Below are 24616 nucleotides of genomic sequence, written 5' to 3'. Positions count from 1 at the left end.
GAACAGATCAGGACGTCATGCCAGCACAGGAAATCATCTCGACCGAGCCCGCGACGGGCGACGTGCTGTGGCGCCGCGAGATCGGCGATGCGGACACCGAAGTCGCGATCGCACGCGCGAGCTGGGCCGAATGGGTTGCCCGCCCGCTGGCCTATCGCGTCGAGACGCTGCGGCGTTTCGCCAATGTTGTGCGGCAGAAGGCAGGTGCCTTCGCCGACGTGCTTGCGCGGGAGACGGGCAAGCCGCTCTGGGAAGCGCGCACCGAAGTCGACACGGTGATCGCCAAGGTCGAGATTTCGATCACTGCCTATTCGGAGCGGACCGGCCAGCGCCGGATCGATGCGCCGATGAACACACGCCTGGCATTGCGCCACAAGCCGCACGGCGTGCTGGCGGTGCTGGGGCCGTATAACTTCCCGGCGCACCTGCCCAACGGGCACATCGTCCCGGCGCTGCTCGCGGGCAATGCCGTGGTGTTCAAGCCTTCGGAAAAGACGCCTGCTTCGGGCGAGTTCCTGGTCGACTGCTACCGCACCGCGGGCGTGCCCGAAGGCTGCATCCGGCTGCTGATCGGCGGGCCTGCGGAGGGCAAGGCGCTCGCCGGGCACGACGGCATCGACGGGCTGCTCTTCACCGGCTCGGCCAACACCGGCATCGCGCTAAACCGCCAGTTTGCGGAGCGTCCAGAGAAGATCCTCGCGCTTGAAATGGGCGGCAACAACCCGATCATAGTGTGGGATACGCCGGACCTCTACTCGGCGGCGGTGCTGGTGGTGCAATCGGCGTTCACCAGCGCCGGCCAGCGCTGCACTGCCGCGCGGCGACTGATCGTCGACGAGCACCTTTTCGAACCGCTGATGGCCGAGCTCGATAACCTCGTCGGGCGGCTGATCATCGGCGAGCCGCATGCCGATCCGGCCCCGTTCATGGGGCCGGTGATCGACAACCAGGCGGCCGACCAGCTCATCGAGAGCTTCGACGCGCTGCTCACGCACGGCGGGCGGGCGCTGCGGCACATGGAACGACCGATCGCCGGGCGCCCCTTCCTGACCCCCGGCTTGGTCGACATGACCGATGCGGCGGAGAAACCCGACGCCGAGCTGTTCGGTCCGGTCCTGCAGGTCTTTCGCAAGCGCAGCTTCGCGGAAGCGATCAAGGAGGCGAACGACACCCGCTACGGCCTTTCCGCGAGCCTGGTAAGCCAGGATCCGCAGCTCTACGATCAGTTCTGGGCCAATATCCGCGCGGGCATCGTCAACTGGAACCGGCCGACCAACGGTGCCTCGTCCGCGGCACCGTTTGGCGGCGTCGGCTGGTCGGGCAACCACCGCCCGAGCGCATTCTACGCCGCCGATTATTGCGCTTATCCTGTGGTCTCTTCCGAATCCGAACAGTCGCGCGCGTCGATCGGACTGGGGCTGCGCGACGCCTGAGCGGCTCCCAGCAACACTTCGTAATTCTCCGGCGCGCGTTGCGCATTGAAACCGCGGGCGTGCTCTCCTAGATTCATCCTGCGGGACCGGGCCCCTCTGGCGGCGGCTTCACCTGAAGCCCCGTGATGTCGGACCGCATCGAGCGTGCTCGGTGCAGGTTTTGGCGGCCATATCCGCCCCCCTCCTCCGGGCGCCTCGATCGATGCAACGTCGATTTGAGAGGCTTTTTTTGTGAACGCGTTTATCGAGCGGCTGATCGCGGCCCACTGGATGCTCAATCATGAGATCCGGCGTGAGCTTGCGCGCCGCAGCCCCGACCCTTTCCGTCTGTCGCGGCTCAAGAAGGAGCGGCTCGCCGTGAAGGACCGGCTCTTCCACCAGATTCCCGACGCCGCCGAGATGCGCCGCATGGCCAGAGCCGTGCTGCGCCGCGGACGTCCCGCCCAAGCTTAACGGAGAAAACCATGGCTGACCCGATCACCAGTTTCAATCGAACCGCCGCAACCGGCGTCGCCGCGCGCGACGAGGGTCTGCGGCGCTACATGCTCGGCATCTATCGCAACATGGGGCTGGGCCTCGCGCTCACCGGCGCAGTCGCGGCGCTGGTCGCGAGTTCGCCGGCGCTCGTCGCGCTGATCTTCGGCACGCCGCTCAAATGGGTGGCGATGCTGGCGCCGCTCGCGTTCGTGTTCTTCTTCAGCTTCCGCATCGAGAAGATGACCACAGCCGGCGCCTGGACCGCCTTCTTCGCTTTCGCGGGCGTGATGGGCCTGTCGATGGCGGCCATCTTCCTGGTGTTCACCGCCAGCAGCATCGCCGGCGCCTTCTTCGCCGCCGCGTCGATCTTCCTGGCGATGAGCCTGTGGGGATATACGACCAAGACCGACCTCACGCGCTTCTCGACCTTCCTGTTCGTGGGTCTGATCGGCGTGGTCCTGGCTAGCGTGGTCAACATCTTCCTGGGGTCGAGCATGCTCCAGATGGTGCTGTCGATTGCGGGCATCGTGGTGTTCACCGGCCTGACCGCCTGGGACACGCAGCGGCTGAAGAGCGAGTATCTCGTCTATGCCGGCACCCAGGCGACCGAGAAGCTGGCCGTGATGGGCGCGCTGTCGCTCTACCTGAACCTGATCAACCTGTTCCAGCTGCTGCTGAGCCTGTTCGGCCAGCACGAGGAGTAACGCATGAACGGCAACTTCACTTGCCCCGTCGACGGCACCAAGCTGGTGCCGATGGAGCGCTCGGGAATAGAGATCGATCATTGCCCCACTTGCCGGGGCGTGTGGCTCGACCGCGGCGAGCTCGACAAGATCATCGAGCGCAACAGCGCAGCGGTCGCTCCAGCGCCGATGCCCGCACCGCCGCGCGAGAGCTACAGCGCACCGCCTCAGCCCTATGACGCGCGCAACTATGGCCACAAGCAGGGCCATTATCCGCACAAGCGGCGCAAATCCTTCCTCGAAGAGCTGTTCGACTAGCCCCCTTCCCCGAACGGCTCTGAACCTGCCCGTCGCCGGCATGCCTGGCGGCGGGCATTTTTCGTCTGCTTCCCATCGCTTGCGAAGTCGCTATCGTCGGGTCTGAACGGGAAATCGGAGAGGATCGATGGTCACCCGGAGAACGGCGCTCGTCGGCAGCGCGGCACTCGCATCGGCCCTGATTCTTCCTGCCGTGGTGGCCGCGCCGCCCCCTACCCCCTTCGTGCGCCGCCGAGGGACCGAATTCACACTGGGCGGCGCGCCCTATCGCTTCGTCGGCGCGAACATCTGGTACGGCGCCTGGCTCGGGGCGGCGGCAGAATATGGAAACTGCGACCGGCTGAAGCGCGAGCTCGACGCGCTGCTGGAGACGGGCGTCACCAATTTGCGCATCCTCGCCTCGGCCGAAGAGGGACCGCTCAGGAACTCGGTCAAGCCGGGTTTCCGCGGCCGCGGCGATGCCTGGAACCCGGCATTGCTCGAAGGGCTCGACTATTGCCTCGCCGAGATGGGCAAGCGGAACATGAAGGCCGTGCTCTATCTGACCAACTTCTGGGAATGGTCGGGCGGCATGGCGACCTATCTCTACTATGCCACCGGCAAATATATCGACGTGGGAGATCCGGCGCACCCCTGGCCCGCCTTCCCCAACGCGACTGCCCAATTCTACGCCAACAAACAGGCCGTTGCGCTCCATCACGATTGGGTGCGCGCGCTGGTCTCGCGCACCAATGCGATCACCGGCGTCCCCTACGCGCAAGACCCCACGATCATGTCGTGGCAACTCGCCAACGAGCCACGCCCCGGCGGCACGCTGGAGACTGCGATGCCACTGCTCCCCGCCTTTCATGCCTGGGTGCAGGACACCGCGAAGCTCATCAAGTCGATCGACTCCAACCATCTCGTCTCGACCGGGAGCGAGGGGCTCAAGGGCACAGTGGAAAGCGCCGACATCTATCTCGAGGAGCACGGCTTCCCCGAGATCGATTATTGCACCGCGCACATCTGGCCCCTCAACTGGAGCTGGATCGACGCCCGCAACCTCGCCGGCACCAACGAAAAGGGGCTGGCGCTGGTGCGGGAGTATATCGACCAGCACATCGGCTTCGCGCGCAAGCTCGGCAAGCCGCTGGTGATCGAGGAATTCGGCTATCCGCGCGATGGCGGCGGCTATGATCCCGAAGCGGCAACCAGCTACAGGGACGGTTATTACAGGCTGATCTTCGACGCGGTGGAGAATAGCGTCCGAACCGGCGGCCCGCTCCAGGGCGGCAACTTCTGGGCGTGGAACGGCGAAGGCCGCGCCGCGCATGGCGACCACCGCTACAGGCACGGCGACCCCTTCGTTGGCGACCCACCGCACGAGCCCCAGGGCTGGTACGGCGTGTTCGACAGCGATGCGAGCACCAGGGCAGTGATCAAGGCACATGCAGCGGCATTGGCGACGATGGGGCAGCCGATCGCAGCGTAGCGATCAATCCTCCCCCGCCAGGGGGAGGTGCCAGCCGCAGGCTGGCGGAGGGGGCGGATGCCGGAACCTGGGCGGCGTGCTTCCTCCCCCTCCGCCGCGCTTCGCGCGCCACCTCCCCCCGGCGGGGGAGGATTGAAGACGCGAAAGCTCCCCTACTCGCCCCCCAAAGCATCCTCCGTTGCCCCTTGCGCGCCGCAGGACCATCTGCCGGACCATGGCAACGCTGCTCGATCCTTCCGCGCGTGGACGCGTGATCCTGGTTGGCGCCGGCCCGGGCGACCCCGGGCTGCTCACCGTGCGCGCCGTCGAGGCGCTCAAGCAGGCCGATGTGCTCGTCCATGACGGGCTGGTCGATCGCCGGGTGCTCGACCTTGCCCCGCAGGCGCACCGCATCTCGGTCGCCAAGAGCCGGGCGCGCCATACGCTGCCGCAGGAAGCGATCAACGCACTGATCATCGCGCATGTGAAGACGGGCGCGATCGTCGTGCGGCTGAAGGGCGGCGACCCGTTCATCTTCGGCCGCGGCGGCGAGGAAGTCGAAGCCGTGCGCGAGGCCGGCCTGCCGGTGGAAGTGATCCCCGGCGTTTCCGCCGCGCTCGGCGCCGCTGCCGAGGCGATGCTCCCGCTCACCCACCGCGACTGGTCGAGCGCAGTCAGCTTCGTTGCCGGCCAGTGCAAGGGACTTTCGGAGCAGGACTGGTCGGGGCTCGCCGGCAAGGGCCGCACGCTCGTGATCTATATGGGCGTCGCCAATTGCCCCGCCATCGCCGACAAGCTGATGGCCGACGGCGTGGCGCCCGAAATGCCGGTCGCCGTGCTCGAGCGTGCCACGCTCGAGGGACACCGGGCGATCCGCACCCTGCTCGCCGATCTCGGCGAGCTGGTCGAGCGCGAAAAGGTGCAGAGCCCGGCGATCATCGTCGTCGGTGAAGTCGTGCGGCTCTCCGACGCAGAGGACAAGCTCGTGCAATGGGCGAAAGCCGCGGAGGCACTGTCGTGAAGATCTTGACCGGAAACGACCTGCGTACCGGCGCGGTGATCTGGTGGACCGGCGAGGGCTGGGCGCTCCATGTCGAGGAGGCAGTAGACGTCGGCGATCACGGCGAGGCGATCGCCGCGGAGGAGGACGCCGCACGCCGCGTCAACCACCCCGCGATCATCGACGCGACGCTGACGCCCGAGGGCCCCCGCCCCGCGCACATCAAGGACCGCATCCGTGCGCTCGGCCCCACCGTGCGCCCCGACCTCACGCTCAAACCCGCCGACCCGAACGCCGGCAGCTGGGTGATATGAGAACCGCCCTTTCCCCGTTCGCGCTGAGCTTGTCGAAGCGCCGTCCTTTTTCTCGCACTGGCGTCGAAGTGGAGAACCGCCCTTCGACAAGCTCAGGGCGAACGGCTGTGGAACTCCGCTGATGTACCGCTACGACAAATACGATCAGGCCATCGTCGATGCCCGCGTCGAGGAATTCCGCGATCAGGTCGCGCGCCGCATCGCGGGCGCGATGAACGACGATCAGTTCAAGCCGCTCCGGCTCAAGAACGGCCTGTACCTCCAGCTCCACGCATACATGCTCCGCGTCGCCATTCCCTATGGCACGTTCGACAGCCGCCAGATGCGCATGATGGCGCACATCGCACGCAAGTACGACCGTGGCTATGGCCACTTCACCACGCGGCAGAACATCCAGTACAACTGGATCAAGCTCGAGGAAGCGCCCGACATTCTCGCGGACCTCGCGACCGTGGAGATGCACGCGATCCAGACCAGCGGCGAGAGCATCCGCAACTTGTCCGCCGACCAGTACGCCGGCGCCGCGGCGGACGAGATCTGCGATCCGCGTCCCTGGGCCGAGCTGCTTCGCCAGGCGACCACCTTCCATCCCGAGTTCAGCTATCTGCCGCGCAAGTTCAAGATCGCGGTGATCGCAGCGGACGAGGATCGTGCAGCGCTGCGCTGGCATGATTTCGCACTGCGCATCGTCAGGAACGAAGCCGGTGAGCAGGGCTTCGAAGTCTATGCGGGCGGCGGCATGGGCCGCACGCCGATCATCGCCTATCGCATCCGCGAGTTCCTGCCCGCGACGCAGATCTTCTCCTATCTCCAGGCAGTGCTGCGCGTGTGGAATCTCCATGCACGGCGCGACAACATCCACAAGCAGCGGATGAAGATCCTGGTCCACGAGCTGGGCGAGGAAGAGTTCCGCCGCCAGGTGGAGGAGGCGTTCGCGCACTTCCTGACGCTCGCCACCGACTTTCCGCAGGCCGAGTACGACCGGATCGCCGCCTATTTCGCGCCGCCGCCGTTCGAGACCGGCCTCAGCGACGAGATCGAACGTTCGGACCCCGAATTCGCGCTCTGGGTCGACCGCCAGACCGTCGCCCACAAGGCGCCGGGCTATGCGATCGTCAACATCAGCCTGAAGCCGATCGGCGGCATCCCCGGCGACATTTCGGCCGAGCAGATGGAAATCGTCGCTGATCTCGCCGAGCGCTACAGCTTCGACGAGCTGCGCGCCACCCATGCGCAGAACCTGGTGCTGCCGCACGTCCGCAAGCAGGACCTGCACGCAATATGGCAGGCGCTCGACGCAGCGGGGCTCGCCGACGTCAACCTCGATCTGGTGACCGACATCATCGCCTGCCCGGGGCTCGACTATTGCAGCCTCGCCAACGCCCGTTCGATCCCGCTCGCGCAGAAGATATCGCAGCGCTTCGCCGACATGGATCGGCAGCGTGAGCTCGGCGAGCTCAAGATCAAGATCAGCGGCTGCATCAACGCGTGCGGCCACCATCATGCCGGCCACATCGGCATCTTGGGCGTCGACCGTAAGGGCACCGAGAACTACCAGCTGCTGCTGGGTGGTTCGGGCGCGGAGGATACGTCGCAGGCCAAGATCACCGGCCCCGGCTTCGACGAGGACGGCGTGGTCGATGCCGTGGAGAGAGCGACCAGCGTCTATCTGGCGCAGCGCCAGCCGGGCGAACGCTTCCTCGACACCTATCGCCGGATCGGCATGGAGCCGTTCAAGGAGGCCATTTATGGCTGATCGGGCCTCCCAAAATCCGTTCGGGCTGAGCTTGTCGAAGCCCGTCTCTCGATCGCTCCACGCCCTTCGACAAGCTCAGGGCGAACGGGGGTTTGCACGTGACTGATTCCATCCTGCGCTTCCGCGACGACGCCATCCATGAGGAGCCCGCGGTCTCGATCGACGCCTTCCTTGGCCAGTCGAACGCCACCGCCGTCCGCATCGAAGCGGGCGAGGACGCACGCCAGCTCATCCCTTATCTGGACCGGCTCGCGCTGGTCGAGATCGACTTCCCGCGCTTCCGCGACGGCCGCGGCTATTCCTCCGCACGCATCCTGCGCGAGGCGGGATATACGGGCGAGATCCGTGCCTCGGGCGACGTGTTGGTCGATCAGATGCTGTTCATGCGCCGCTGCGGCTTCGACAGCTTCGCCCCGAACGCTCCGATCGACGAGGCGGTGCTGGAATCAGCGCTCAACCGCTACGACTATGTCTATCAGCACGCCGCAGACGATGCGGTGCCGGTGTGGAAACTGCGCCATGGCTGAGGCTGTCGCACGCAAGATAGACCGGCTGGACATCGCACCGCGCTTCACCGAGCAGGACGCGATCCGGCTGAACAACCTGTTCCGCGGCACCTCGACGCAGGAGATGCTGCGCACGGTGCTCGGCGAGCATATGGTCGGCGACGTCGCGGTAGTTTCGTCGTTCGGCGCCGAATCCGCCGCGCTGCTTCATCTGGTCGCGTCGGTGGACCCGGCAGTGCCCGTACTGTTCCTCGACACCGGCAAGCATTTTCCGGAGACGCTGGCGTATCGCGATCAGCTGGTTGCGATGCTGGGCCTCAAGGATTTTCGAGTGCTCAGCCCCGATGCCGAGGTGCTGGCCGTGCGGGATGCGAGCGAGCTGCGCTGGTCCTACGACCCGGACGGCTGCTGCGAGATCCGCAAGGTCGTGCCGCTCGCCAAGGGGCTGGAGGGCTTCGACGCGAGCATCACCGGTCGCAAGGCGTTCCAGGCGAAGACGCGCAATGCGCTGCCGCGCTTCGAGCTGGACACTTCGGATGTGCAGGGCCGGCTCAAGGTGAACCCGCTCGCCGACTGGACCAGGGCCGACATCGACTCCTATTTTGTCAAACACGGCCTGCCCCAGCATCCGCTGGTGGCGCAGGGGTATCTCTCGATCGGCTGCGCGCCTTGCACGAGCGTGGTCAAGCCGGGCGAAGATCCCCGCGCCGGCCGCTGGCGCGGCTGGGACAAGACCGAGTGCGGCATCCACACTCCGATCCCCGACGGCGATCCCAACCAGCCTTCGTTCTGAATCGATCCTCCCCGGAGCGGGGAGGATCGTTTGACAGCATCCCTACCCTCCGCGACACTCTTGCAGCCATGAGATGGGATGCCGCATGCTCCGAACCCTTCTGCTCGCCGCTACTGTCATGACTCTCACCGCTGCCCCCGCCGATGCCGATCCGGTCCGCGACGCGACCCGAACGGCGCTGCCGCAGCTGATGGAATTCTACCGCGACTTCCACGCCAACCCCGAACTCAGCCTCCACGAGGTCAAGAGCGCGGCGAAGCTCGCCGCCGAGGCGCGCAAGGCAGGCTTCGAAGTTACCGAGAAGGTCGGCGGCACCGGCGTCGTCGCGGTGCTGCGCAACGGCCCCGGGCCGGTGCTGCTGATCCGCGCCGACATGGACGCGCTTCCGGTGATCGAGGACACCGGCCTCCCCTTCGCCTCAAAGGTTCGTGCCACCACTGACGAGGGGCAGGAAACCGGCGTGATGCACGCCTGCGGGCACGATACCCATATGGCGGCGTGGATCGGCACGCTGCGCAATCTCGCTGCGATGAAGGACCAGTGGAAGGGCACGCTGGTGATGATCGGCCAGCCGGCCGAGGAGCGCGGCATGGGCGCGCGGATGATGCTCGAGGACGGGCTGTTCGAGCGCTTTCCGAAGCCGCAATTCGCACTCGCCTTCCATGACGCCGCATCGCTCCCCGCGGGGGTGATCGGCGTGCGTTCGGGCTATGCGCTCGCCAATGTCGATTCGGTTGACATCAAGGTGCAGGGCGTCGGCGGCCATGGCGCCTATCCGCACACCACGCGCGATCCGATCGTCCTCGCCGCGCGTATCGTCACCACGCTGCAGACGCTCGTCAGCCGCGAGATCGATCCGCAGGACGCCGCCGTGGTCACCGTCGGCAGCTTTCACGGCGGATCGACACACAACATCATCGGCAAGGACGTGACGATGCTGCTCACCGTGCGCAGCTACACGCCCGAAGTCCGGAAGAAGCTGCTCGACGGCATTGCGCGCATCGCCAAGGGCGAGGCGATCGCCGCTGGGGTTCCCGAGGATCGCATGCCGGTGGTCACCGTCCGCAACGAAGGCACTCCCTCGACGTTCAACACCGAGCCGCTCACCGGCCGCCTGCAGGCGCTCTGGACCACCCGCTTCGGCAAGGACCGCGTCATCGAGACGCCCGCAGTGATGGGTGGCGAGGATTTCGGCCGCTTCTATCTCGCCGACAAGTCGATCCAGAGCATGATCTTCTGGGTAGGAGGCGTTCCCAAGGCCAAATGGGATGCCGCGCAGGCAGGCAAGGACAGCCTGCCTTCGCTCCACAGCCCTTTCTGGGCGCCCGATGCCGAGGCCGTGGTCGGTACCGCCACCGAAGCGATGACTGCTGCGGCGCTCGATATCCTCAGGCGATGATCGCCAGGGTGCGGAATCGCCGAACCGAGTGGCACAAACCCACCTGATCCACGTTAATGCCGGATGGTTTCGCCGGAGAGTGTTAGTTGGCGCAAGAGCGTATCGTCGCGGTCGGCTTGCTGACATCCCGCGACCTGGACAGATTGGGGGAGGGCTTCAAGCGCTGCTTCCCCGTGTCGGACGACAGCAAGTTCGAGGATCTGCTGCGCGCGATCGACGAAGCTGATTCGGCGGCGACGCTGCGGCAGCAGCTCGAAAACGGGCGTACCTCTTCCTAGAGTCCAGACCCTTGCCCGGCCGCTCGGATCGCCGCAATTTTCTCCAAAATTGCTTGTAACTTAGCCTGCCTCTGCGCAAGCTCGGCGCGTCATTGGGGGCTGGCATGAACGATCTCAACTATTATCGCATGCGCGCGGAACGCGAACGCCAGGCAGCCGAACGCCAGCAGCACCCTACGGCACGACAGGCGCATCTGACGATGGCCGAGCGTTACGAGCAGCTGCTCTCGAACCAACAGACCGACAGTCGCTAGGTCAGCGTCCGGGGTGCGGCGGCGGTGCGGTCGAGCTGCGCAGCACCAGATGCGCGGGGACGACCACCGGACCGTCGGGGGTCGCGCGGCCCGCGAGCTGATCGATGATCAGCTCCACTGCCCGCGCGGTCACCTCGGCAATAGGCTGGACGATCGCAGCGAGCGGCGGATGCGTGAAGCGCACGCTCGGCGCGTCGTCGAAGCTGATCAGCGAAAGGTCGCTCGGCACCGATAGCCCCCGCGCACGGGCGAGATCGAGCGCGGCGATCGCCATCCGGTCGTTGCTGGCGATGATCGCGGTGGGCGGCTCGGGCTGATCGAGAAGCTCCGCCGCCGCGCGCCGGCCCGAGGGCGAGGTGAAGTCGCCCTCGGCGAGCAGGCCGCTGGTATCGAGCCGAGCCGCTTCCATCGTTGCTCGCCAGCCGTTCACGCGCCAGCCGCTCAGCGCATAATCCGAAGGACCCGCGATGAAGCCGATGCGGCGGTGGCGGAGCGCAATCAGATGCTCGGTCGCGAGCTGGGCGGCGCGTTCGTCGTCCATCGTCAGCGCAAAGCCCGGCCCTGGCGACAGTGATCCGATCCGGGCGAAGGCGATGCCATGCTCGTCGAGCAGCCGCGTGATCAGCGGGTTCTCCGAATGCGGCGGCGTAAGGATCACGCCATCTGGCCGGAGCGCACCGAGCGCCGCCAGCAGCTCGCGCTCGATATGGTCGCTGTGCGTGTCGATCAGCTCGACGAGCAGCCGATAGCCATATTCGGCGCATTTGAGCATGCCGCCGAGCATCATCTGGTCGACCCAGTCGGTGCCCTGCCGCTCGCGCCAATCGGCAATCGTGCGCTCGCGATCGTTGAGCGTGAGGATCAGGTACGAGCGCGATCCGCCCATCCGCTGCGCGGCGATCGACGGCACATAGCCGAGCTTCTCGATCGAAGCCTGGACGCGCCGCATCATCTCCGGGCGGACGTTGGGCTCCTTGTTGATGACGCGGCTGACCGTCTGGAGCGACACGCCGGCATCGGCCGCGACATGCTTGATGGTTACCGCCTGCCTGCGCCGCGCCATTCCCGCTGTTCCCGTCTGGCTCAGGCCGCTTGCGCGTCGGTGGCGCCGCAATAGCGCGCGACATAGGCGGCATGCTCGGGCAGTCGCGCGACCGTGCCGGCAACATTTTCGCGGATCGTGGCGAGCAAGCGCGCAAGCTCGTCGTCGCGCAGCTTCTCCGCGATCGGATGCCAGGCGCGGGGCATGATCCCCTGCCCCATCATCACCTGCACCCAGCTATTCTCGGCGAACAGCTCGTCGTTCTTGCGGAACACGCGGCCCGTCTCGCGGAACAGCTCGATCTTGTGCGCCAGGCTGTCGGGGATCGGCATGTCCGCGCACTGGCGCCAGAAGGCGCTGTCGCGACGATCGGTGGCTTTATAGTGCAGGATCAGGAAGTCGCGAATCTGCAGCATGTCGGTGTTTTGCTGCTCATTGAACTCGGCAATATCGCGCGGGCTGATCTCGGCGTTCGGCAGCATTCGCAGGAACCTCAATACCGCGCGCTGGATCAGGTGGATGCTGGTCGATTCGAGCGGCTCCATGAACCCAGCCGACAGGCCCACGGCTATGCAGTTGCGGTGCCATTGCAGCCGCCGTGCGCCCGCGGCGAAGCGCAGGAAATTGGGATGGACGATCGTCTTCCCCTCGACCGTGCCGAGCAACCGTTCGAGCGCTGCATCTTTGTCGAGATAGCGGCTGCAATAGACGATGCCGTTGCCGGTGCGGTGCTGGAGCGGAATGCGCCACTGCCAGCCCGCATCGTGCGCCATCGCGCGCGTGTAGGGCACTGCGGGACGGACGCTCTCGGTCTGGATCGCGATCGCGGAATCGCACGGCAGATAGTGCGTCCAGTCGTCATAGCCGGCATGGAGCGCCTGCTCGATCAGCAGCGCGCGGAAGCCGGTGCAGTCGAGGAACAGATCGCCTTCGATCCGCTCGCCCGATTCGAGCAGCAGCGCGGCGATGTTGCCGCTCTCGCTGTCGAGCTCGACGCGGGCGATCTTGCCCTCGACGCGTTTCGCGCCGTCACCTTCCGCCATCGCCCGCAGGAACTTGGCGTAGAGCCCGGAATCGAGCTGATAGGCATAGTTCATTCGGTCTTCGGGCAGGTGCGCGAACTTGCCTTCCAGGGCAGCTACGAGCTCGAGGCAGTAATCGTCATAGGGCTGCGCGTGGCCCTTGCTCTGCCCATAGAGCCAGAAGTGTTGAAAGCCCGCCGACCAATGGTCCTTTCCGGTCAGCCCGAAGGAATGGAAGTAGCGGTCGGTTCCGTCCTTCCAGCCATCGAACAGGATGCCGAGCTTGAAGGTCGCCTGCGTCGCCCGCATGAAATCGGCTTCGTTGATGCCAAGCAGGCGATTGAAGTTGACGAGCGGCGGGATGGTGGACTCGCCTACCCCGATCGTGCCGATCGCCTCGGACTCCACCAGCGTCAGATCGACCGCGCTACCCAGCGTTCGCGCAATTGCGGCAGCCGCCATCCAGCCTGCGGTGCCGCCGCCGGCGATGACGATGCGGCGCAGGCGCCTGCCCTCGGTCATCGACTGAGCTGCCGCAGCAGGAATGCGCGCAGACGGCCGGCGCTGTCGGAGGTGAGCGGTGCGAGCACGCTGCGTCCTTCTTCGGGGATATGGGCGACAACCTCGTCGCCGTTCTGGAAGACGTAATAGTCGAACAGGTCGCGCCAGTGGCGCTTCTCGTCCGCGGGCAAGTCGCGGATCGCCATCATCGCGTGGTTGAGCGCGTCCTGCGGCTGACCCAGCCAGCGCGGCGTATCGCGCCACCAATAGTTGACCAGCACGTTGAAGGGATCGAGCCCCTCGACATGGTGCCACCACATCGAAGGAATGAAGATCGCGTCGCCCGCCTCGAGCTCGGCGACCTGCGCGTGCCGAAGCGCCTCGCGGAAGCGCGGATGGGCTTCGAAGTCCGGTTCGTGGAAATCGACCATGCTCACTGCGCGTCCCGCCGGGGTGTTGTCGACCGGGCCGAGGTAGAGATTGCGGAACTGCTCGCGCGGGAAAAGCGTGAACCGGCGCCGGCCGACCGCCACACAGGCGAGATTGTCCGGAAAGTCGTTGTGCGCCGCAATGCGCGTGCGCGTGCCCATCCAGATGCTGGCGAGGCACGAACGATCGCCGAGATCGACATGATTGGCCTCGTGGAGCCCTTGGAAAAAGTCGTGCACGTCGATCGAGGCGAGGTAGATCGGCGGCGCATCGACCCTGTCCTCGACCGCGTCGATCTGCGCGAAGACGTCGGGAAGCTTGGCACGCGTCGTGCGAAAGTTCATTCCCATGGCATTGTCATAGAACAGGCGTCCGGCGCTCTCGGGCGTACCCACGGCGACGGTGAACAGCGTGTCGCGACGAAGCCGCAGCAGATAGTCGCGCGCGTCACGCCCCGATCGGCGCCCGGCCTGTACCAGCGGCCAGTCCGCCACCAGTCCGCGCACCACGAAGGGTCCGGTGGCTTCGCGCAACAGCGCATTGAGCGGCCCCGGTCCCTCGACCGTCACTTCCGGGATCGCTGCCGCGGCGGCGAAGATGCCCGGATCGACCTCAGCCATGGCGCAGGCGCCGGTTCTTGCGCGCGATCAGTGCACTGAGCTTAGAGATCGAAGCGACCGCCATGAAGATGGGCATCAAATGCCCCTCGAGATGGAGCTCGGCGGCCGCGGCGGGCTCGAGCGCAGCCAGCTTGGCCTCATCGATGACATGGAAGCCGACCAGCCGGTTGGTCGAGCCGTCATCGAGCGTCACTTCGAGCGTCAGCGGTTCGAGCAGGTCGTGACGCCGCAGCGCCGCGAAGAAATCGGCCGATGCCTTGTAGCCGGCATCGAGCGCCCCGAGCTGCTCGGCGATCGTCTCGAGATACGGCGTCGGACGGCCGAACTCGTCGAACACGCGCATGCCCTCGTCGGCGGCGATACGCGGACTGGCGAGATCGACATGGACCTGCGCCGCCTCGGCTCCCTCCGGCGCGCTGCCGATCAGGAAAGGCTGGATGTCGATCGCGAGCGGGCGGTAGCGGGCATCCCAACGGCCGTCCACCAGGAACAGATTCTCGCCATTCTCCAACCCGAACATCGCGAGCGCAGTGAATTCGTCGCGCTCCACGTTCTTGCGGAACAATATGGGATACTCATCCTGCACGCGACGGAACTCGTCGGGCACGGTGATGCAGCACATCACCGCATCGCCCAGCTCGGCGGCGCGATCGGTGCGCACGCGCAGCTCGCGATGGGTTTCGGCAGTGAGAAGAGCGTGTTGGGTCATCAGGAAAGGCGTTCCATGGCGGGCGGCGTGGATGCGGCCCTCAAGGCGTCGAGATAGGCGCGGTTGGTGGGCAAGGCGGCGGCGAGCGCGCGGGCACGCTCTCCAGCCTGGCGGAGCACGGCCGGAGCGGCACCAACTCCATCGCTGCGGATCGGACCCGCGGCAGGCGCTCCGAAGCCCATGCCGTAGAGCACATATTGGTAGCTCGCCGCCGGGAATATCTCGTCGACGTTGGGCAGGTCGGCGGGTGACGGCGGCTGGTGGCGCCACAGCCGAAGCAGCTCGGCCAGCCGCGGCGGCATCGATGCCGGATCGCGATGGTCACGCCAATACGGCTCGTCGCGTTGACTCAGCACATAGTGAAGCTTGAGGAACTCGACGATCCGGTCCCAGCGATAGCGGAACAGCGCATTGAAGCGCCCCGCATGGATATCCATCACCTCGCGCGTCGCCGGGAAATTATCGAGCAGCGCGTCGAGCGACAGTTCGATCAGCACGATCGCCGAGGCTTCGAGCGGTTCGAGAAAGCCGGCGGAGAGCCCGATCGCCAGGCAGTTGCGTTCCCAAAAGCGCTCGCGGTGCCCCGAGCGGAAAGTCAAGCGGCGGAACGAAAGCGCGTCCGCATCGGCGCCCGGAACGGCATTACGGATATAATCGGCGAGCGTCGCCGCAGCTTCCTCGTCGCTCGCGTGAACCGACGAATAGACGCAGCCGATGCCGCGCCGCCCGGGTAACCCGATGTCCCAAATCCAGCCCGCCGCATGCGCCGTGGCGTTGGTCTGCGACGCAATGGGGCTGCCTGGCGCGACCGGCACCTGCGCGGCGAGCGCGCGATCGTTGAACAGAACATCGCTGCGGTCACGGAACGGCACGCCGTAGCTCCCGCCGATCAGCAGCGCGGCGTGACCGGTGCAGTCGATGAACATGTCACCCTCGACCGGCCCGCTTCCCCGCGTGCGCACCGCGGCAATGTCGCCATCATCGGCGAGATCGATTGCGACAACATGATCGCGGACGTGCCGGACGCCGAGCCGTGTGGCCTGCCGCGCCAGCAGCGCCGCGAGCTTCGCAGCGTCGAGATGATAGGCATAGTTCAGCGCCCCGGTGTAATCGGGCATCGCGCGCTGGCGCGGGGCGAGATCGAGTGCGCAGACCCGCGCCTGTGCGCTCGTCGCCTCGGCAAAGCTGCGGCCGGGGAAATCCCGCTGCCACGCCTGGATCAGCCCGCGTGGGCTCGTCTCCGGCGGCGGGGTGAAAGGGTGAAGATAGAAATCGTCGGGCGCCCCGGTGCGCCACCCGTCGAAACGCGAGCCCTGCTTGAACGAGGCATCGCAGGCGAGGAGGAAATCGGCCTCGGCGATACCGATCCGCTCCAGCGTGCGGCGGATCGTGGGCCAGGTGCCCTCGCCCACTCCGATCGTCGGCACATCGGGGGATTCAACCAGCGTGACGCTGAGCGGCTTTTCGGCGGCGGGATCGGCGCGGGCGGCGATCGAGCAGGCCGCGAGCCAGCCGGCGGTTCCCCCGCCGACGATCACGACCCTGGTTACAGCCCTTTCCACCTCGCGCTTCCCGCCTTCACACCTGGACGCAACTTGCCGGACCGACCCGGAAAAAGCCACCCTTGCGCAAGGGTGGCTCCTTCCGTTCGAGCTGCCCGGCGAGGCACCGGCTCAGAAGTTGAACCGGACGCCTGCCGAATAGCGGGCATAACCCGGCGCCGCGAAGCTGACGTTGTTATCCGAACGAAGATGCCCGCGGCGGCTCTCCCCGGTGAGATTGATGCCTTCGACAAAGGCCGTCAGCCCCGGCACGAACTCGTAGCTCGCGCTGGCGTCGATCTGCCAATAGTCTTCCACATAGAAGGGGTTGGCACCAGTTCCCGAAAGGAACTGCTCACGCCAGTTCCATGCGACACGCGCCTGTAGTCCGTTCTTGTCGTAGTAGAGTACGGCGTTGGCGCTGTCGCTCAGGCCCGGCAGCGCGAATTGCGTGACGCTCGACGGCTGCGTATTGTCGTAGGTCGCGTCGCCCCGCACCAGCGTGTAGTTCAGGATCGTGCCGAAGCCGGTGTCCCAAAAGCTATGCTGGAGCGCGAACTCCCAGCCATAGAGTTTGGCCGTCTGGTCGCTGTTGACCGGGGTGTTGATCTGGAACGGCACCAGCGGATCTTCGGGCAACGCAAAGATTTTGCCAGTGATGCAGCCCGCCGGATCGACGCCGGTGGGCGCGGTCGAGCCAGGATAGTTGGTAAAGATATATTGGCGGATACCGCACGGAGTTGTCGCAGCACCCGCCGCCACCGCCGCTTGGTAACGCGGACCGTTGGCGACCGTACGCAGCTGGAAGGCGTTCTCGGTGATACGGTCCTGCGAGATGAAGTTCGACACGTTCTTGTGGAAGAAGCCGACCGAGAAATAGCTCTCGGGCGCATAATACCATTCGGCCGACAGATCGATGTTCTTCGACTTGTACGGGAGCAGCGCCGGGTTGCCGCGGCTGCCGGTGCCGAAGGCAATGCGGAACTGCGAGTCGAGCGTCAGGCCGCCCTGCAGACTGGCATAGTCGGCACGCGTGATCGTATGGCTGTACGAAGCGCGCAGCTTGACATCGCGCATCGGCGAGATGTCGAAATCGATCGCCGGCAGCCAGTTGTCATAGGTGCCCTTGAAGCGCGAGAAGTCCGACTGGTCCGAATAGGCGATATAGAATTCGTTCGCCGCGTCCCATGAGGTGCCGACGGGGATCGGAACCAGCGCCTGGGAATCGATAACTGTAGTCTCGTAGCGGAGTCCCGCGACGAGGTGGCCCGAATTGCCGAACGCCTCAAACACGCCGCTGAACTGCAGATAGGGTGCGAGTGTCTTTTCGGTGGTGCGACGATCGACGGTATAGTCGGCAAGGCAGGTGCCCGGCGCTGCAGTGCCGGTCTGCGGATCGCTGCACGTCTGATAGAGGTCTTCGATCAGGCCCACCATTCGCTCGAAATCGAACGAATAGAAGTTCTGGATCATCGCCGGGTTGTCGGAGCCTGACACCCCCTGGAACTTGTCGGGCAGCGAGACGAGCGAGAAGATGTCGTCAGGGATGTCCGAAGCCGGGCCCGCGCCGCTCCACGTCTCGTTCTGGACGAAGCCATAGGCAGAGCGGATGCTGTTCTCGCTGTAGGACACACCGAAATCGAGGCTGTCTAGGAAGCCGCCGTCGTGGTCGTAATGGCCGCGCAGCTGCGCCTGATCGATCGAGTCCTTGAAATAAGCATTGCGGAAAGCGTTGCCGGTCGGTGTGATCAGCGAGCGGTCGAGCGGATCGATCCCCGGGTGCATCGTGTAGCCGATGATCGGGAGATCGTCCTCGAAGTTGATCGTCTGGGTGGCGACGCCGAAAACGGCGTTGCCCACCGAAACGCTGGTGCCGTAATCGTTGGTCGGCTTCGATTCCGCGGTCGAGTGGTGATAGTCGAGCTGGACGTTGACGCCGCCCGGAGCCTCCCACTCGAGGTTGGCGCCGAAGGATTTGTTCTCGCTCTGGTTAGCGGTCAGCGAGCCGCTGTACGACAGGTCCTTGCGCTCGGTCGCGGTGAAGGCCTCGCTGTAGAAGAGCGGACCGGCGATAGGACCGTCGGTCCAGGCGCTCGACGTATCATTGTGGTTGAACCAGATGCCGACGTTGCTGTTGCGCACCTCCACCTTGTTGCGCGAATAGGTGTAGTCCACCGTCGCGGTGAGCGAGTCCGCCGGACGGACCTGCAGCACCAGCTGGCCGTTGATGCGCTCGCGATCGATGTCCTCGAGGTTGTACGAAGCGTTCTGTGCGACCTGATAGACGTCGTTCGCCTCCGGCCGGTTCTCGATGTTCGCAGCGCGCGGATCGCCCGGCTGAGCGAGCGAGCCCCAGTTGTTCTCGCTGCCGAGATAGCCGTCGCGCCAGCCCACGGTGCCGTAATTGTTGCTCGCCTTGCGCTTCTGATACGAGCCGGTGACGAGAATGCCGAAGGTGTCGTCCGCGCCGAAGGTCGAGCTGAAGATGCCCGAGACTTCCGGCGTGATCTCCTGGTCCTCGTTCATCGACGAATCGAGCACCGCCTTGGCCGAGATACTACCGCGCATGCCGGGGCGATCGAGCGGGCGCGGGGTGCGGATGTTGATCGACGAGCCGATGCCGCCCGAGGGGATCGCCGCGCGGCCGGTCTTGTAGACTTCGACCGCCGCCACGCCTTCCGCCGCAAGATTGGCGAAGTCGAACGAACGCGACGACGGCGCGCTGGCGCCGTCGCCGAGCGACGAGGTCGGCATGTAGCGGCCGTTGAGCGTCACCAGGTTGAACTCGGGGCCGAAGCCGCGGACCGTGACGAACTGGCCCTCGCCGTTCGAACGATCGATCGACACGCCCGTGATGCGCTGAAGCGACTCGGCCAGATTGGTGTCGGGGAACTTGCCGATGTCCTCGGCCGAGATCGCGTCGACGACGCCGTTCGAGTTGCGCTTGATGTCCACCGCTTCGCGCAAGCTGGCGCGGATGCCGGTGACGAGCACCTCCTCCTCCGCCGGCACTTCGTCGGCAGGCGCATCCTGCGCGAGCGCGACGCAGGGAACGCTTGCGATCGCAAGCGTGGAAACTCCGATGATGATGCGCGAAAGCGAACGAGCCTTGAAGCTCCGCATGATATCCTCCCCTGAAACCCGACGTGTTCTTCGACCGCCGTCGTTGAGAACGTTCACTTGCTCCTGCTGACCAGCGTTGTCAAGACTCCCCTGTCAACGTTGACGCCTCATTTGTGAACGTTCTCAATTTACGTCCCGGTTGGGCCTAAATCAGGTCTCCTGGGCAGTTCCCACGCCTACGAGGCGTGGGATGACCCACCCCCTAAACGAGGGCGGCGTGCTTCAACATCTCGTTGCCGATCCGCGCGCGAGCGGGCAAGTTCGCCAACGACAAGCGCGATGCCGGCTCCCTCCCCCTCTTCGACCGCGGAACCGCCGCGCATCCCCGCTGGCGGCTCCAGTCGGCGCCCGTTCGGCTTCCTCCTTGCGCTCGCGCTTGCCTATGCGGGGGGCACGATCGGCTATCTGCCTCTCCTGTCGCTGCTGCTCCCGATGAAGATCCAGGCGATGGCCGGCGACGGCCGGATCGGCCTGTTCACCGCGACGGCGATCGCCGGGGCGATCGCGGCGAGCCTGTCCAACATATTGTTCGGATGGCTCAGCGACCGTTCGGTCGCGCGCGGACGCGGGCGACGCGGCTGGCTGGCGGGCGGTGTGATCGCGACTGCGGCTTCTTATGCGCTGGTCGCCGCCGTTTCCACGCCCGCGACGATCATCATCGCGATCATGATCTTCCAATGTGCCGTGAACGCCCTGCTCGCTCCGCTGCTCGCGATCATGGCGGACGAGGTTCCGGATGCGCAGAAGGGCATTGCCGGCGGCCTATTGTCCGTCGCCAACCCGCTCGCCTCGGCAGTCGCCGCGGTGGTGGTGACTGTCGGGCTTCCCAACGAGGCGGCCCAGCTTGCCGCGGTGGCCGGTGCGATGGCGGCGTGCGCGCTTCCCGCGCTGTTGACGCGCGCACGTCCGGTTCCTCCGGAACAGGAAACGCGCACCGAAGTCCGCGTCCTTCGCCGCGACCTGCTGACCGCCTGGGCCGCGCGGCTGCTGCTCCAGGTCGCCGGCAACATGCTGTCGCTCTACCTCCTCTATTATTTCCAGAGCGTGGTGCCGGGCGCGCCGCCGGCCGAGCTCGCCGCGCGGGTGAGCCACATCCTCACCCTGGCGTTCATCATTCCCCTGCCGATCGCCGTGCTCATCGGGCGCCTCTCGGATCGCGTCGGACGCCGCAAGCCCTTCCTCTTCGCCGCCGCGGGTATCGCAGCATCGGGGCTCGTCGCCATGGCCTTCGCGCGCGACTGGCCGGCGGGCGCGATCGGATTTGGCGCCTATGCGATCGGCTCGCAGATATTCCTGGTGCTCCACGCCACCTTCGCGATGCAGCTCCTTCCGAGCCCCGAGCATCGCGGCCGCGACCTTGGCCTGCTCAACCTCACCAACACGCTTCCCACGCTGATCGGCTTCGGCCTCGCCTGGCTGCTCGCGACGCCCCATGATTTCGGGCTTCTGATGCTCGCGCTGGCCGGGCTCACGCTATGTGCGGGCGCAACGGTGCTCGCGATCCAGGGACGGCGGTAAACCCCTATCCCACCGCCACCACCGCGGGGGCGTCTTCGGTCTTCTCTGGCCGGATGTAGATCGACGAAAGCGCCGGCATGCGCGCTCTAAGCTCGTGCTCGATCGTCTCGATCAGCGTCTCGCCCGCCCCCATCGACAGCGCATCGTCGAAATCGGCGCTGATCGCGACGAAGATGCTCTCGGGGGCGCTGTGGATCGTGCGGACGTGGTTGATCCGGACGATCTCCGGATGGCCGGCAAGTACGATGCGGACGCAGGCGATCACCTCGGCGTTGGCACGCTCGCCGATCAGCAATCCCTTGGCTTCGCGCGCCAGCAGCCCGGCGACGGCGGCAAGGATGCATCCGATGACGATCGAGGCGACGCCGTCGATCCGCGGGTCTGCCCAGGCATGGCTTGCCCAGATGCCGACACCGGCGATCATCAGCCCCGCGAGCGCGGCCGAATCCTCGAACAGCACGATGAAGCTGGCCGGGTCCTTCGAATCGCGTACCGCCTCCCACCAGCCGCTCTCGCCCCGTGCCCGGGCGAACGCGCGCAGCGCGATAGCCCAGGACGTTCCCTCCAGCGTGACCGCGACTGCGAGGACGACATAGTTGATCAACGGGTCGCGCAGTGGCTCGGGCGCAGCGATGTGGCGCCATCCCTCATAGATCGAGACGCCGGCGCCGAGGCCGAAGATCAAGATCGCGACGACGAAGGCCCAGAAATAGAGCTCGCGTCCATAGCCGAAGGGATGCTCGGCATCGGGTGGGTGCCTGGCGCGGTGCTGGCCATAGAGAAGGAGCAGCTGGTTGCCGCTGTCCACGACACTGTGAACGCCCTCCGTGAGCATCGAGGAGGATCCCGTGATCGCCGCCGCGACGAACTTCGCGACGGCGATCCCGAGATTGGCCGCGAGCGCGGCGAGGATGACGATATTGGCGCGCCAGCCGGATGCCGGGGAGGCCGCCACCGGAATGGGGCTCAGGCGAGGCCGAGCTTCGAAAGTACCCTGCCGAACAAGCCCTTTTGCCCCCCGGCGAGCTTCTTCTCGGCCGCCGGGTCATAGCCTGAGCTCTCGGGCAGCGAATGGCTGTGGATGGGCTGGGTCGATGCGGGCGGATCGGACGCGTCCATCGACTCGTCCAGCGCGCGGTCGAGGCGGGCTTCCTTGCTTTCGGGATTGCGTTCGAGCCGTTCGGCGATCGACGTATCGGTGCCCGCGTCCGCCGATCCCACCGGCGCGCGGCGCTTGGCCTGATCGGGGTCGGGCGGCGCGACCGACATCCGGTCCAGCGGCGTCTCGGTCGGTTTCGATTCCATCGGGGCTCTCCTTGAGCGTTGCCCCCATGAAACGATCGTCGGCGGGACCACGTTCCCGCACCCGCATCAAAGAAGAAGGCCCGCCGGGATTCCCCGACGGGCCTTCTGCATCTCTTGCTTCCCGCCGCGATCAGTCGCGCGAGCTGCCGAACAGGCGGAGCAGAAAGAGGAACATGTTGATGAAGTCGAGATAGAGGCTCAGCGCGCCCATGATCACGACCTTGCCCATCGCCTCGGTGCCCGCGACATAGGCGTACATGCTCTTGATCTTCTGCGTGTCATAGGCGGTGAGGCCCGCGAAGATCAGCACGCCGATCGCGCTGATCACCAGGCTCATCGTGCCCGACTGCAGGAAGATGTTGACGATCATCGCCACGATCAGGCCGATCAGGCCCATCATCAGGAAGGTGCCGAGGCCCGACAGATCCTTCTTGGTGGTATAGCCGTAGAGGCTCAGCGCCGCGAAGCCGGCGGCGGTGCCGAAGAACACCTGCGCGATCGAGGTGTCGGTATACGCAAGGAAGATCGTCGAGAGCGACGCGCCGAGCAGGCCGGCATAGGCGAAGAACAGCGCCTTAAGCGTGCTCTCCGACATGCGGTTCTGCCCGAAGCTCATCGCGAACACGATCGCGAGCGGCGAGAGCATCACCACCCAGCCGAGCAGCGACGGCCCGTAGGAGATGCCCTGCGAGGTCTGCTGGATCGTGAAGAGCAGGTTGATGAGGCTGGTCTTCGCGAAGAGAAGCGCGACGGCGCCGGTCAGCAGCACGCCCGAGAGCATGTAGTTGTAGACCGACAGCATGTAGGACCTGAGCCCCGCGTCATGCGCTTCCGCACGCGTTGCGGTCGTCGCATAGGGCGCCGCGCCCGTCCGGGGATCCGACCAATTCGCCATTTCAAACTCCTTTGCCCGGCCATTTGCCGGATGCTGCCGAATATCATCGTTGACGGGAGCCTTTTCAAGCAAAACCGGTTCGCCAACTGATGATCCTTGGTTAAGGCGAGAGCATGCACCGCCTCTTCGTGGGACTTCGCCCCCCGGCGCCGATCCGCGCTGCGCTGCTCGCGCTGATGGGCGGCGTGCCCGGCGCGCGCTGGCAGAGCGACGACCAGCTCCACATCACGCTGCGCTTCATAGGCGAGGTCGAGCGCCCGATCGCCGAGGATGTGGCGCTCGCGCTGGCAGCCGTCCATTTCGCACCGGTCGAGATCGCACTCGATGGCGTCGGCGCTTTCGACAGCCGCGGCCGTCCAAACGCGCTATGGGCAGGCGTGCGGCCGCACGACCGGCTCGCCGAGCTCCACAAGAAGATCGATCAGGCGCTGGTCCGCTGCGGGCTCGAGCCCGAGCGGCGCGCCTATCTGCCGCACATCACGCTCGCGCGGATGAACAGCCGCGCCGGACCCGTGGACCGGTTCCTCGAAGCACATTCGGGACTTTCCAGCCCAACCTTCTCTCTCGACAGCTTCCTGCTGTTCGAAAGCCACCTCGGCCATGAAGGCGCGAGCTACGAGGCAATAGAACGCTATCCGCTGCGAGGGTGACGGGGCCTCCCGAGCCGCTCACATCGCCTGGAAGACGCCGCAGGCGATCCGGCCGCCCGAATTGCCCGAAGGATCGGTCTTGTAATCGTCGGGCCCCGCATGGACCACGAAGGCCGCGCCGTCCTGGTCCATCAGTTGCTCGAAGGTGCCGCTCGGCAGGACGGTGATCGTGCGGTCGGTACCCTCGTCGCCCACGTCGAGGTTGGGAAGGTCGCCCGAGTGCGGCCCGGCGGGGTTCTCCTTGCCGTGCTGGTGCTGAGTCGGGTTCCAGTGCGGCCCGGCGGTGGTGAACTCGGGCGCGTCGCACTTGCCCACGGTATGGATATGCGTGCCGTGCTCCCCCTTGGGGATATCCTTGACGTCGACCATCACCCGGAGCTTGCCGTCGACTTCCTCGACGATCGCCTTTCCGGCATCCCGCCCGTCGGCGGTACGCAGATCGGCCTGCGCACGATGTTTCCCGGCCATGTAGCGCGCATTCTGCTCGGGCGTGGCGCAGCCGCCTGCCGCGAGCACCAAGGCACATCCGGCCGAAGCCATCCAAAAGCGCATCCCAGCCATTGGACCGTTCTCCCTAGATTCCGTTCTACGCTCGTAATG

At 65.9% G+C, this 24616-nt stretch carries 25 protein-coding genes; 15 read left to right on the top strand and 10 right to left on the bottom strand.

The window, feature by feature from the left end; genetic code table 11:
* Nucleotides 1-17: 17 nt before the first annotated feature.
* The 13 genes from astD to ACMGDH_RS17095 all read left to right on the top strand — a co-directional run bounded on the left by astD (nucleotide 18) and on the right by ACMGDH_RS17095 (nucleotide 10661).
* On the top strand, nucleotides 18-1433 hold the full coding sequence (astD, locus tag ACMGDH_RS17155; protein WP_436829201.1) for a succinylglutamate-semialdehyde dehydrogenase: 1416 nt from the start codon (nucleotides 18-20) through the stop codon (nucleotides 1431-1433).
* A gap of 231 nt (nucleotides 1434-1664) precedes the next feature.
* Complete coding sequence (locus ACMGDH_RS17150; RefSeq protein WP_436829200.1) at nucleotides 1665-1886, top strand: HP1242/YdcH family protein; 222 nt, start codon at nucleotides 1665-1667, stop codon at nucleotides 1884-1886.
* Between the two features lie 11 nt (nucleotides 1887-1897).
* Nucleotides 1898-2614, top strand: a complete 717-nt coding sequence (locus tag ACMGDH_RS17145) for a Bax inhibitor-1/YccA family protein (protein ID WP_436829199.1) — start codon at nucleotides 1898-1900, stop codon at nucleotides 2612-2614.
* Nucleotides 2615-2617: 3 nt separating this feature from the next.
* On the top strand, nucleotides 2618-2911 hold the full coding sequence (locus ACMGDH_RS17140; protein WP_436829198.1) for a TFIIB-type zinc ribbon-containing protein: 294 nt from the start codon (nucleotides 2618-2620) through the stop codon (nucleotides 2909-2911).
* A gap of 127 nt (nucleotides 2912-3038) precedes the next feature.
* The gene (locus ACMGDH_RS17135; RefSeq protein WP_436829197.1) at nucleotides 3039-4382 is read left to right on the top strand and encodes a glycoside hydrolase 5 family protein; all 1344 of its coding nucleotides are present in this window, start codon (nucleotides 3039-3041) and stop codon (nucleotides 4380-4382) included.
* A 214-nt stretch (nucleotides 4383-4596) separates the two neighbouring features.
* Complete coding sequence (cobA, locus tag ACMGDH_RS17130; protein WP_436829196.1) at nucleotides 4597-5382, top strand: uroporphyrinogen-III C-methyltransferase; 786 nt, start codon at nucleotides 4597-4599, stop codon at nucleotides 5380-5382.
* The gene (locus tag ACMGDH_RS17125; protein ID WP_436829195.1) at nucleotides 5379-5675 is read left to right on the top strand and encodes a DUF2849 domain-containing protein; all 297 of its coding nucleotides are present in this window, start codon (nucleotides 5379-5381) and stop codon (nucleotides 5673-5675) included. The genes cobA and ACMGDH_RS17125 overlap by 4 nt, the downstream gene beginning before the upstream one ends.
* Nucleotides 5676-5796: 121 nt before the next feature.
* Complete coding sequence (locus tag ACMGDH_RS17120; protein WP_436829194.1) at nucleotides 5797-7431, top strand: nitrite/sulfite reductase; 1635 nt, start codon at nucleotides 5797-5799, stop codon at nucleotides 7429-7431.
* A 98-nt stretch (nucleotides 7432-7529) separates the two neighbouring features.
* Nucleotides 7530-7958, top strand: a complete 429-nt coding sequence (locus ACMGDH_RS17115; protein ID WP_436829193.1) for a DUF934 domain-containing protein — start codon at nucleotides 7530-7532, stop codon at nucleotides 7956-7958.
* Nucleotides 7951-8730 (top strand): phosphoadenylyl-sulfate reductase, encoded by a 780-nt coding sequence (locus tag ACMGDH_RS17110; protein ID WP_436829192.1) that lies wholly within the window; start codon nucleotides 7951-7953, stop codon nucleotides 8728-8730. Before ACMGDH_RS17115 ends, ACMGDH_RS17110 begins: the two co-directional genes overlap by 8 nt.
* Nucleotides 8731-8815: 85 nt before the next feature.
* Nucleotides 8816-10129 (top strand): amidohydrolase, encoded by a 1314-nt coding sequence (locus tag ACMGDH_RS17105; protein ID WP_436829191.1) that lies wholly within the window; start codon nucleotides 8816-8818, stop codon nucleotides 10127-10129.
* Nucleotides 10130-10215: 86 nt separating this feature from the next.
* Complete coding sequence (locus ACMGDH_RS17100; protein WP_436829190.1) at nucleotides 10216-10407, top strand: hypothetical protein; 192 nt, start codon at nucleotides 10216-10218, stop codon at nucleotides 10405-10407.
* 104 nt (nucleotides 10408-10511) lie between these two features.
* Nucleotides 10512-10661 carry a hypothetical protein gene (locus ACMGDH_RS17095; RefSeq protein WP_436829189.1) on the top strand — a complete coding sequence of 50 codons (150 nt, stop codon included), beginning with the start codon at nucleotides 10512-10514 and terminating at the stop codon, nucleotides 10659-10661.
* A 1-nt stretch (nucleotide 10662) separates the two neighbouring features.
* Here ACMGDH_RS17095 and ACMGDH_RS17090 read toward each other — a convergent pair whose 3' ends face one another.
* The 6 genes from ACMGDH_RS17090 to ACMGDH_RS17065 form a co-directional block, all read right to left on the bottom strand.
* Complete coding sequence (locus ACMGDH_RS17090; protein WP_436829188.1) at nucleotides 10663-11724, bottom strand: LacI family DNA-binding transcriptional regulator; 1062 nt, start codon at nucleotides 11722-11724, stop codon at nucleotides 10663-10665.
* A 20-nt stretch (nucleotides 11725-11744) separates the two neighbouring features.
* Nucleotides 11745-13247 (bottom strand): tryptophan halogenase family protein, encoded by a 1503-nt coding sequence (locus ACMGDH_RS17085; RefSeq protein ID WP_436829187.1) that lies wholly within the window; start codon nucleotides 13245-13247, stop codon nucleotides 11745-11747.
* On the bottom strand, nucleotides 13244-14275 hold the full coding sequence (locus tag ACMGDH_RS17080) for a cupin-like domain-containing protein (RefSeq protein ID WP_436829186.1): 1032 nt from the start codon (nucleotides 14273-14275) through the stop codon (nucleotides 13244-13246). Before ACMGDH_RS17080 ends, ACMGDH_RS17085 begins: the two co-directional genes overlap by 4 nt.
* On the bottom strand, nucleotides 14268-14984 hold the full coding sequence (locus ACMGDH_RS17075) for a SapC family protein (protein WP_436829185.1): 717 nt from the start codon (nucleotides 14982-14984) through the stop codon (nucleotides 14268-14270). Before ACMGDH_RS17075 ends, ACMGDH_RS17080 begins: the two co-directional genes overlap by 8 nt.
* A complete protein-coding gene (locus tag ACMGDH_RS17070) occupies nucleotides 14984-16546 on the bottom strand; it encodes a tryptophan halogenase family protein (protein ID WP_436829184.1) in 1563 nt (520 codons plus the stop codon). The genes ACMGDH_RS17075 and ACMGDH_RS17070 overlap by 1 nt, the downstream gene beginning before the upstream one ends.
* Nucleotides 16547-16657: 111 nt before the next feature.
* Nucleotides 16658-19648, bottom strand: a complete 2991-nt coding sequence (locus ACMGDH_RS17065; RefSeq protein ID WP_436829183.1) for a TonB-dependent receptor — start codon at nucleotides 19646-19648, stop codon at nucleotides 16658-16660.
* Nucleotides 19649-19927: 279 nt separating this feature from the next.
* Here ACMGDH_RS17065 and ACMGDH_RS17060 point away from each other — a divergent pair, with 279 nt between their 5' ends.
* Nucleotides 19928-21166, top strand: a complete 1239-nt coding sequence (locus tag ACMGDH_RS17060) for an MFS transporter (protein ID WP_436829182.1) — start codon at nucleotides 19928-19930, stop codon at nucleotides 21164-21166.
* A 4-nt stretch (nucleotides 21167-21170) separates the two neighbouring features.
* Here ACMGDH_RS17060 and ACMGDH_RS17055 read toward each other — a convergent pair whose 3' ends face one another.
* The 3 genes from ACMGDH_RS17055 to ACMGDH_RS17045 form a co-directional block, all read right to left on the bottom strand.
* Complete coding sequence (locus tag ACMGDH_RS17055) at nucleotides 21171-22121, bottom strand: cation diffusion facilitator family transporter (RefSeq protein WP_436829181.1); 951 nt, start codon at nucleotides 22119-22121, stop codon at nucleotides 21171-21173.
* An 11-nt stretch (nucleotides 22122-22132) separates the two neighbouring features.
* On the bottom strand, nucleotides 22133-22471 hold the full coding sequence (locus ACMGDH_RS17050) for a hypothetical protein (protein WP_436829180.1): 339 nt from the start codon (nucleotides 22469-22471) through the stop codon (nucleotides 22133-22135).
* A 130-nt stretch (nucleotides 22472-22601) separates the two neighbouring features.
* Nucleotides 22602-23366, bottom strand: coding sequence for a Bax inhibitor-1/YccA family protein (locus ACMGDH_RS17045; RefSeq protein ID WP_436829179.1), 765 nt, complete (start codon nucleotides 23364-23366; stop codon nucleotides 22602-22604).
* Nucleotides 23367-23479: 113 nt separating this feature from the next.
* Here ACMGDH_RS17045 and thpR point away from each other — a divergent pair, with 113 nt between their 5' ends.
* A complete protein-coding gene (gene thpR, locus ACMGDH_RS17040) occupies nucleotides 23480-24016 on the top strand; it encodes an RNA 2',3'-cyclic phosphodiesterase (RefSeq protein WP_436829178.1) in 537 nt (178 codons plus the stop codon).
* 18 nt (nucleotides 24017-24034) lie between these two features.
* Here thpR and ACMGDH_RS17035 read toward each other — a convergent pair whose 3' ends face one another.
* On the bottom strand, nucleotides 24035-24556 hold the full coding sequence (locus ACMGDH_RS17035; RefSeq protein WP_436829177.1) for a superoxide dismutase family protein: 522 nt from the start codon (nucleotides 24554-24556) through the stop codon (nucleotides 24035-24037).
* Nucleotides 24557-24616 lie beyond the last annotated feature (60 nt).

This window comes from Sphingomonas radicis, assembly GCF_051400635.1.
In the GTDB taxonomy this organism is placed as follows: domain Bacteria; phylum Pseudomonadota; class Alphaproteobacteria; order Sphingomonadales; family Sphingomonadaceae; genus Sphingomonas.
Note: the sequence above shows the minus strand (reverse complement) of the source record. Positions and strands in the feature narration are given on the sequence as shown.

Excerpts from the sequence above, each read along its gene's own strand:
- astD (WP_436829201.1), top strand. The coding sequence starts at position 18 with ATGCCAGCACAGGAAATCATCTCGACCGAGCCCGCGACGGGCGACGTG.
- ACMGDH_RS17145 (WP_436829199.1), top strand. The coding sequence starts at position 1,898 with ATGGCTGACCCGATCACCAGTTTCAATCGAACCGCCGCAACCGGCGTC.
- ACMGDH_RS17140 (WP_436829198.1), top strand. The coding sequence starts at position 2,618 with ATGAACGGCAACTTCACTTGCCCCGTCGACGGCACCAAGCTGGTGCCG.
- ACMGDH_RS17135 (WP_436829197.1), top strand. The coding sequence starts at position 3,039 with ATGGTCACCCGGAGAACGGCGCTCGTCGGCAGCGCGGCACTCGCATCG.
- cobA (WP_436829196.1), top strand. The coding sequence starts at position 4,597 with ATGGCAACGCTGCTCGATCCTTCCGCGCGTGGACGCGTGATCCTGGTT.
- ACMGDH_RS17120 (WP_436829194.1), top strand. The coding sequence starts at position 5,797 with ATGTACCGCTACGACAAATACGATCAGGCCATCGTCGATGCCCGCGTC.
- ACMGDH_RS17110 (WP_436829192.1), top strand. The coding sequence starts at position 7,951 with ATGGCTGAGGCTGTCGCACGCAAGATAGACCGGCTGGACATCGCACCG.
- ACMGDH_RS17105 (WP_436829191.1), top strand. The coding sequence starts at position 8,816 with ATGCTCCGAACCCTTCTGCTCGCCGCTACTGTCATGACTCTCACCGCT.
- ACMGDH_RS17095 (WP_436829189.1), top strand. The coding sequence starts at position 10,512 with ATGAACGATCTCAACTATTATCGCATGCGCGCGGAACGCGAACGCCAG.
- ACMGDH_RS17090 (WP_436829188.1), bottom strand. The coding sequence starts at position 11,724 with ATGGCGCGGCGCAGGCAGGCGGTAACCATCAAGCATGTCGCGGCCGAT.
- ACMGDH_RS17085 (WP_436829187.1), bottom strand. The coding sequence starts at position 13,247 with ATGACCGAGGGCAGGCGCCTGCGCCGCATCGTCATCGCCGGCGGCGGC.
- ACMGDH_RS17080 (WP_436829186.1), bottom strand. The coding sequence starts at position 14,275 with ATGGCTGAGGTCGATCCGGGCATCTTCGCCGCCGCGGCAGCGATCCCG.
- ACMGDH_RS17075 (WP_436829185.1), bottom strand. The coding sequence starts at position 14,984 with ATGACCCAACACGCTCTTCTCACTGCCGAAACCCATCGCGAGCTGCGC.
- ACMGDH_RS17065 (WP_436829183.1), bottom strand. The coding sequence starts at position 19,648 with ATGCGGAGCTTCAAGGCTCGTTCGCTTTCGCGCATCATCATCGGAGTT.
- ACMGDH_RS17060 (WP_436829182.1), top strand. The coding sequence starts at position 19,928 with ATGCCGGCTCCCTCCCCCTCTTCGACCGCGGAACCGCCGCGCATCCCC.
- ACMGDH_RS17050 (WP_436829180.1), bottom strand. The coding sequence starts at position 22,471 with ATGGAATCGAAACCGACCGAGACGCCGCTGGACCGGATGTCGGTCGCG.
- ACMGDH_RS17045 (WP_436829179.1), bottom strand. The coding sequence starts at position 23,366 with ATGGCGAATTGGTCGGATCCCCGGACGGGCGCGGCGCCCTATGCGACG.
- thpR (WP_436829178.1), top strand. The coding sequence starts at position 23,480 with ATGCACCGCCTCTTCGTGGGACTTCGCCCCCCGGCGCCGATCCGCGCT.
- ACMGDH_RS17035 (WP_436829177.1), bottom strand. The coding sequence starts at position 24,556 with ATGGCTTCGGCCGGATGTGCCTTGGTGCTCGCGGCAGGCGGCTGCGCC.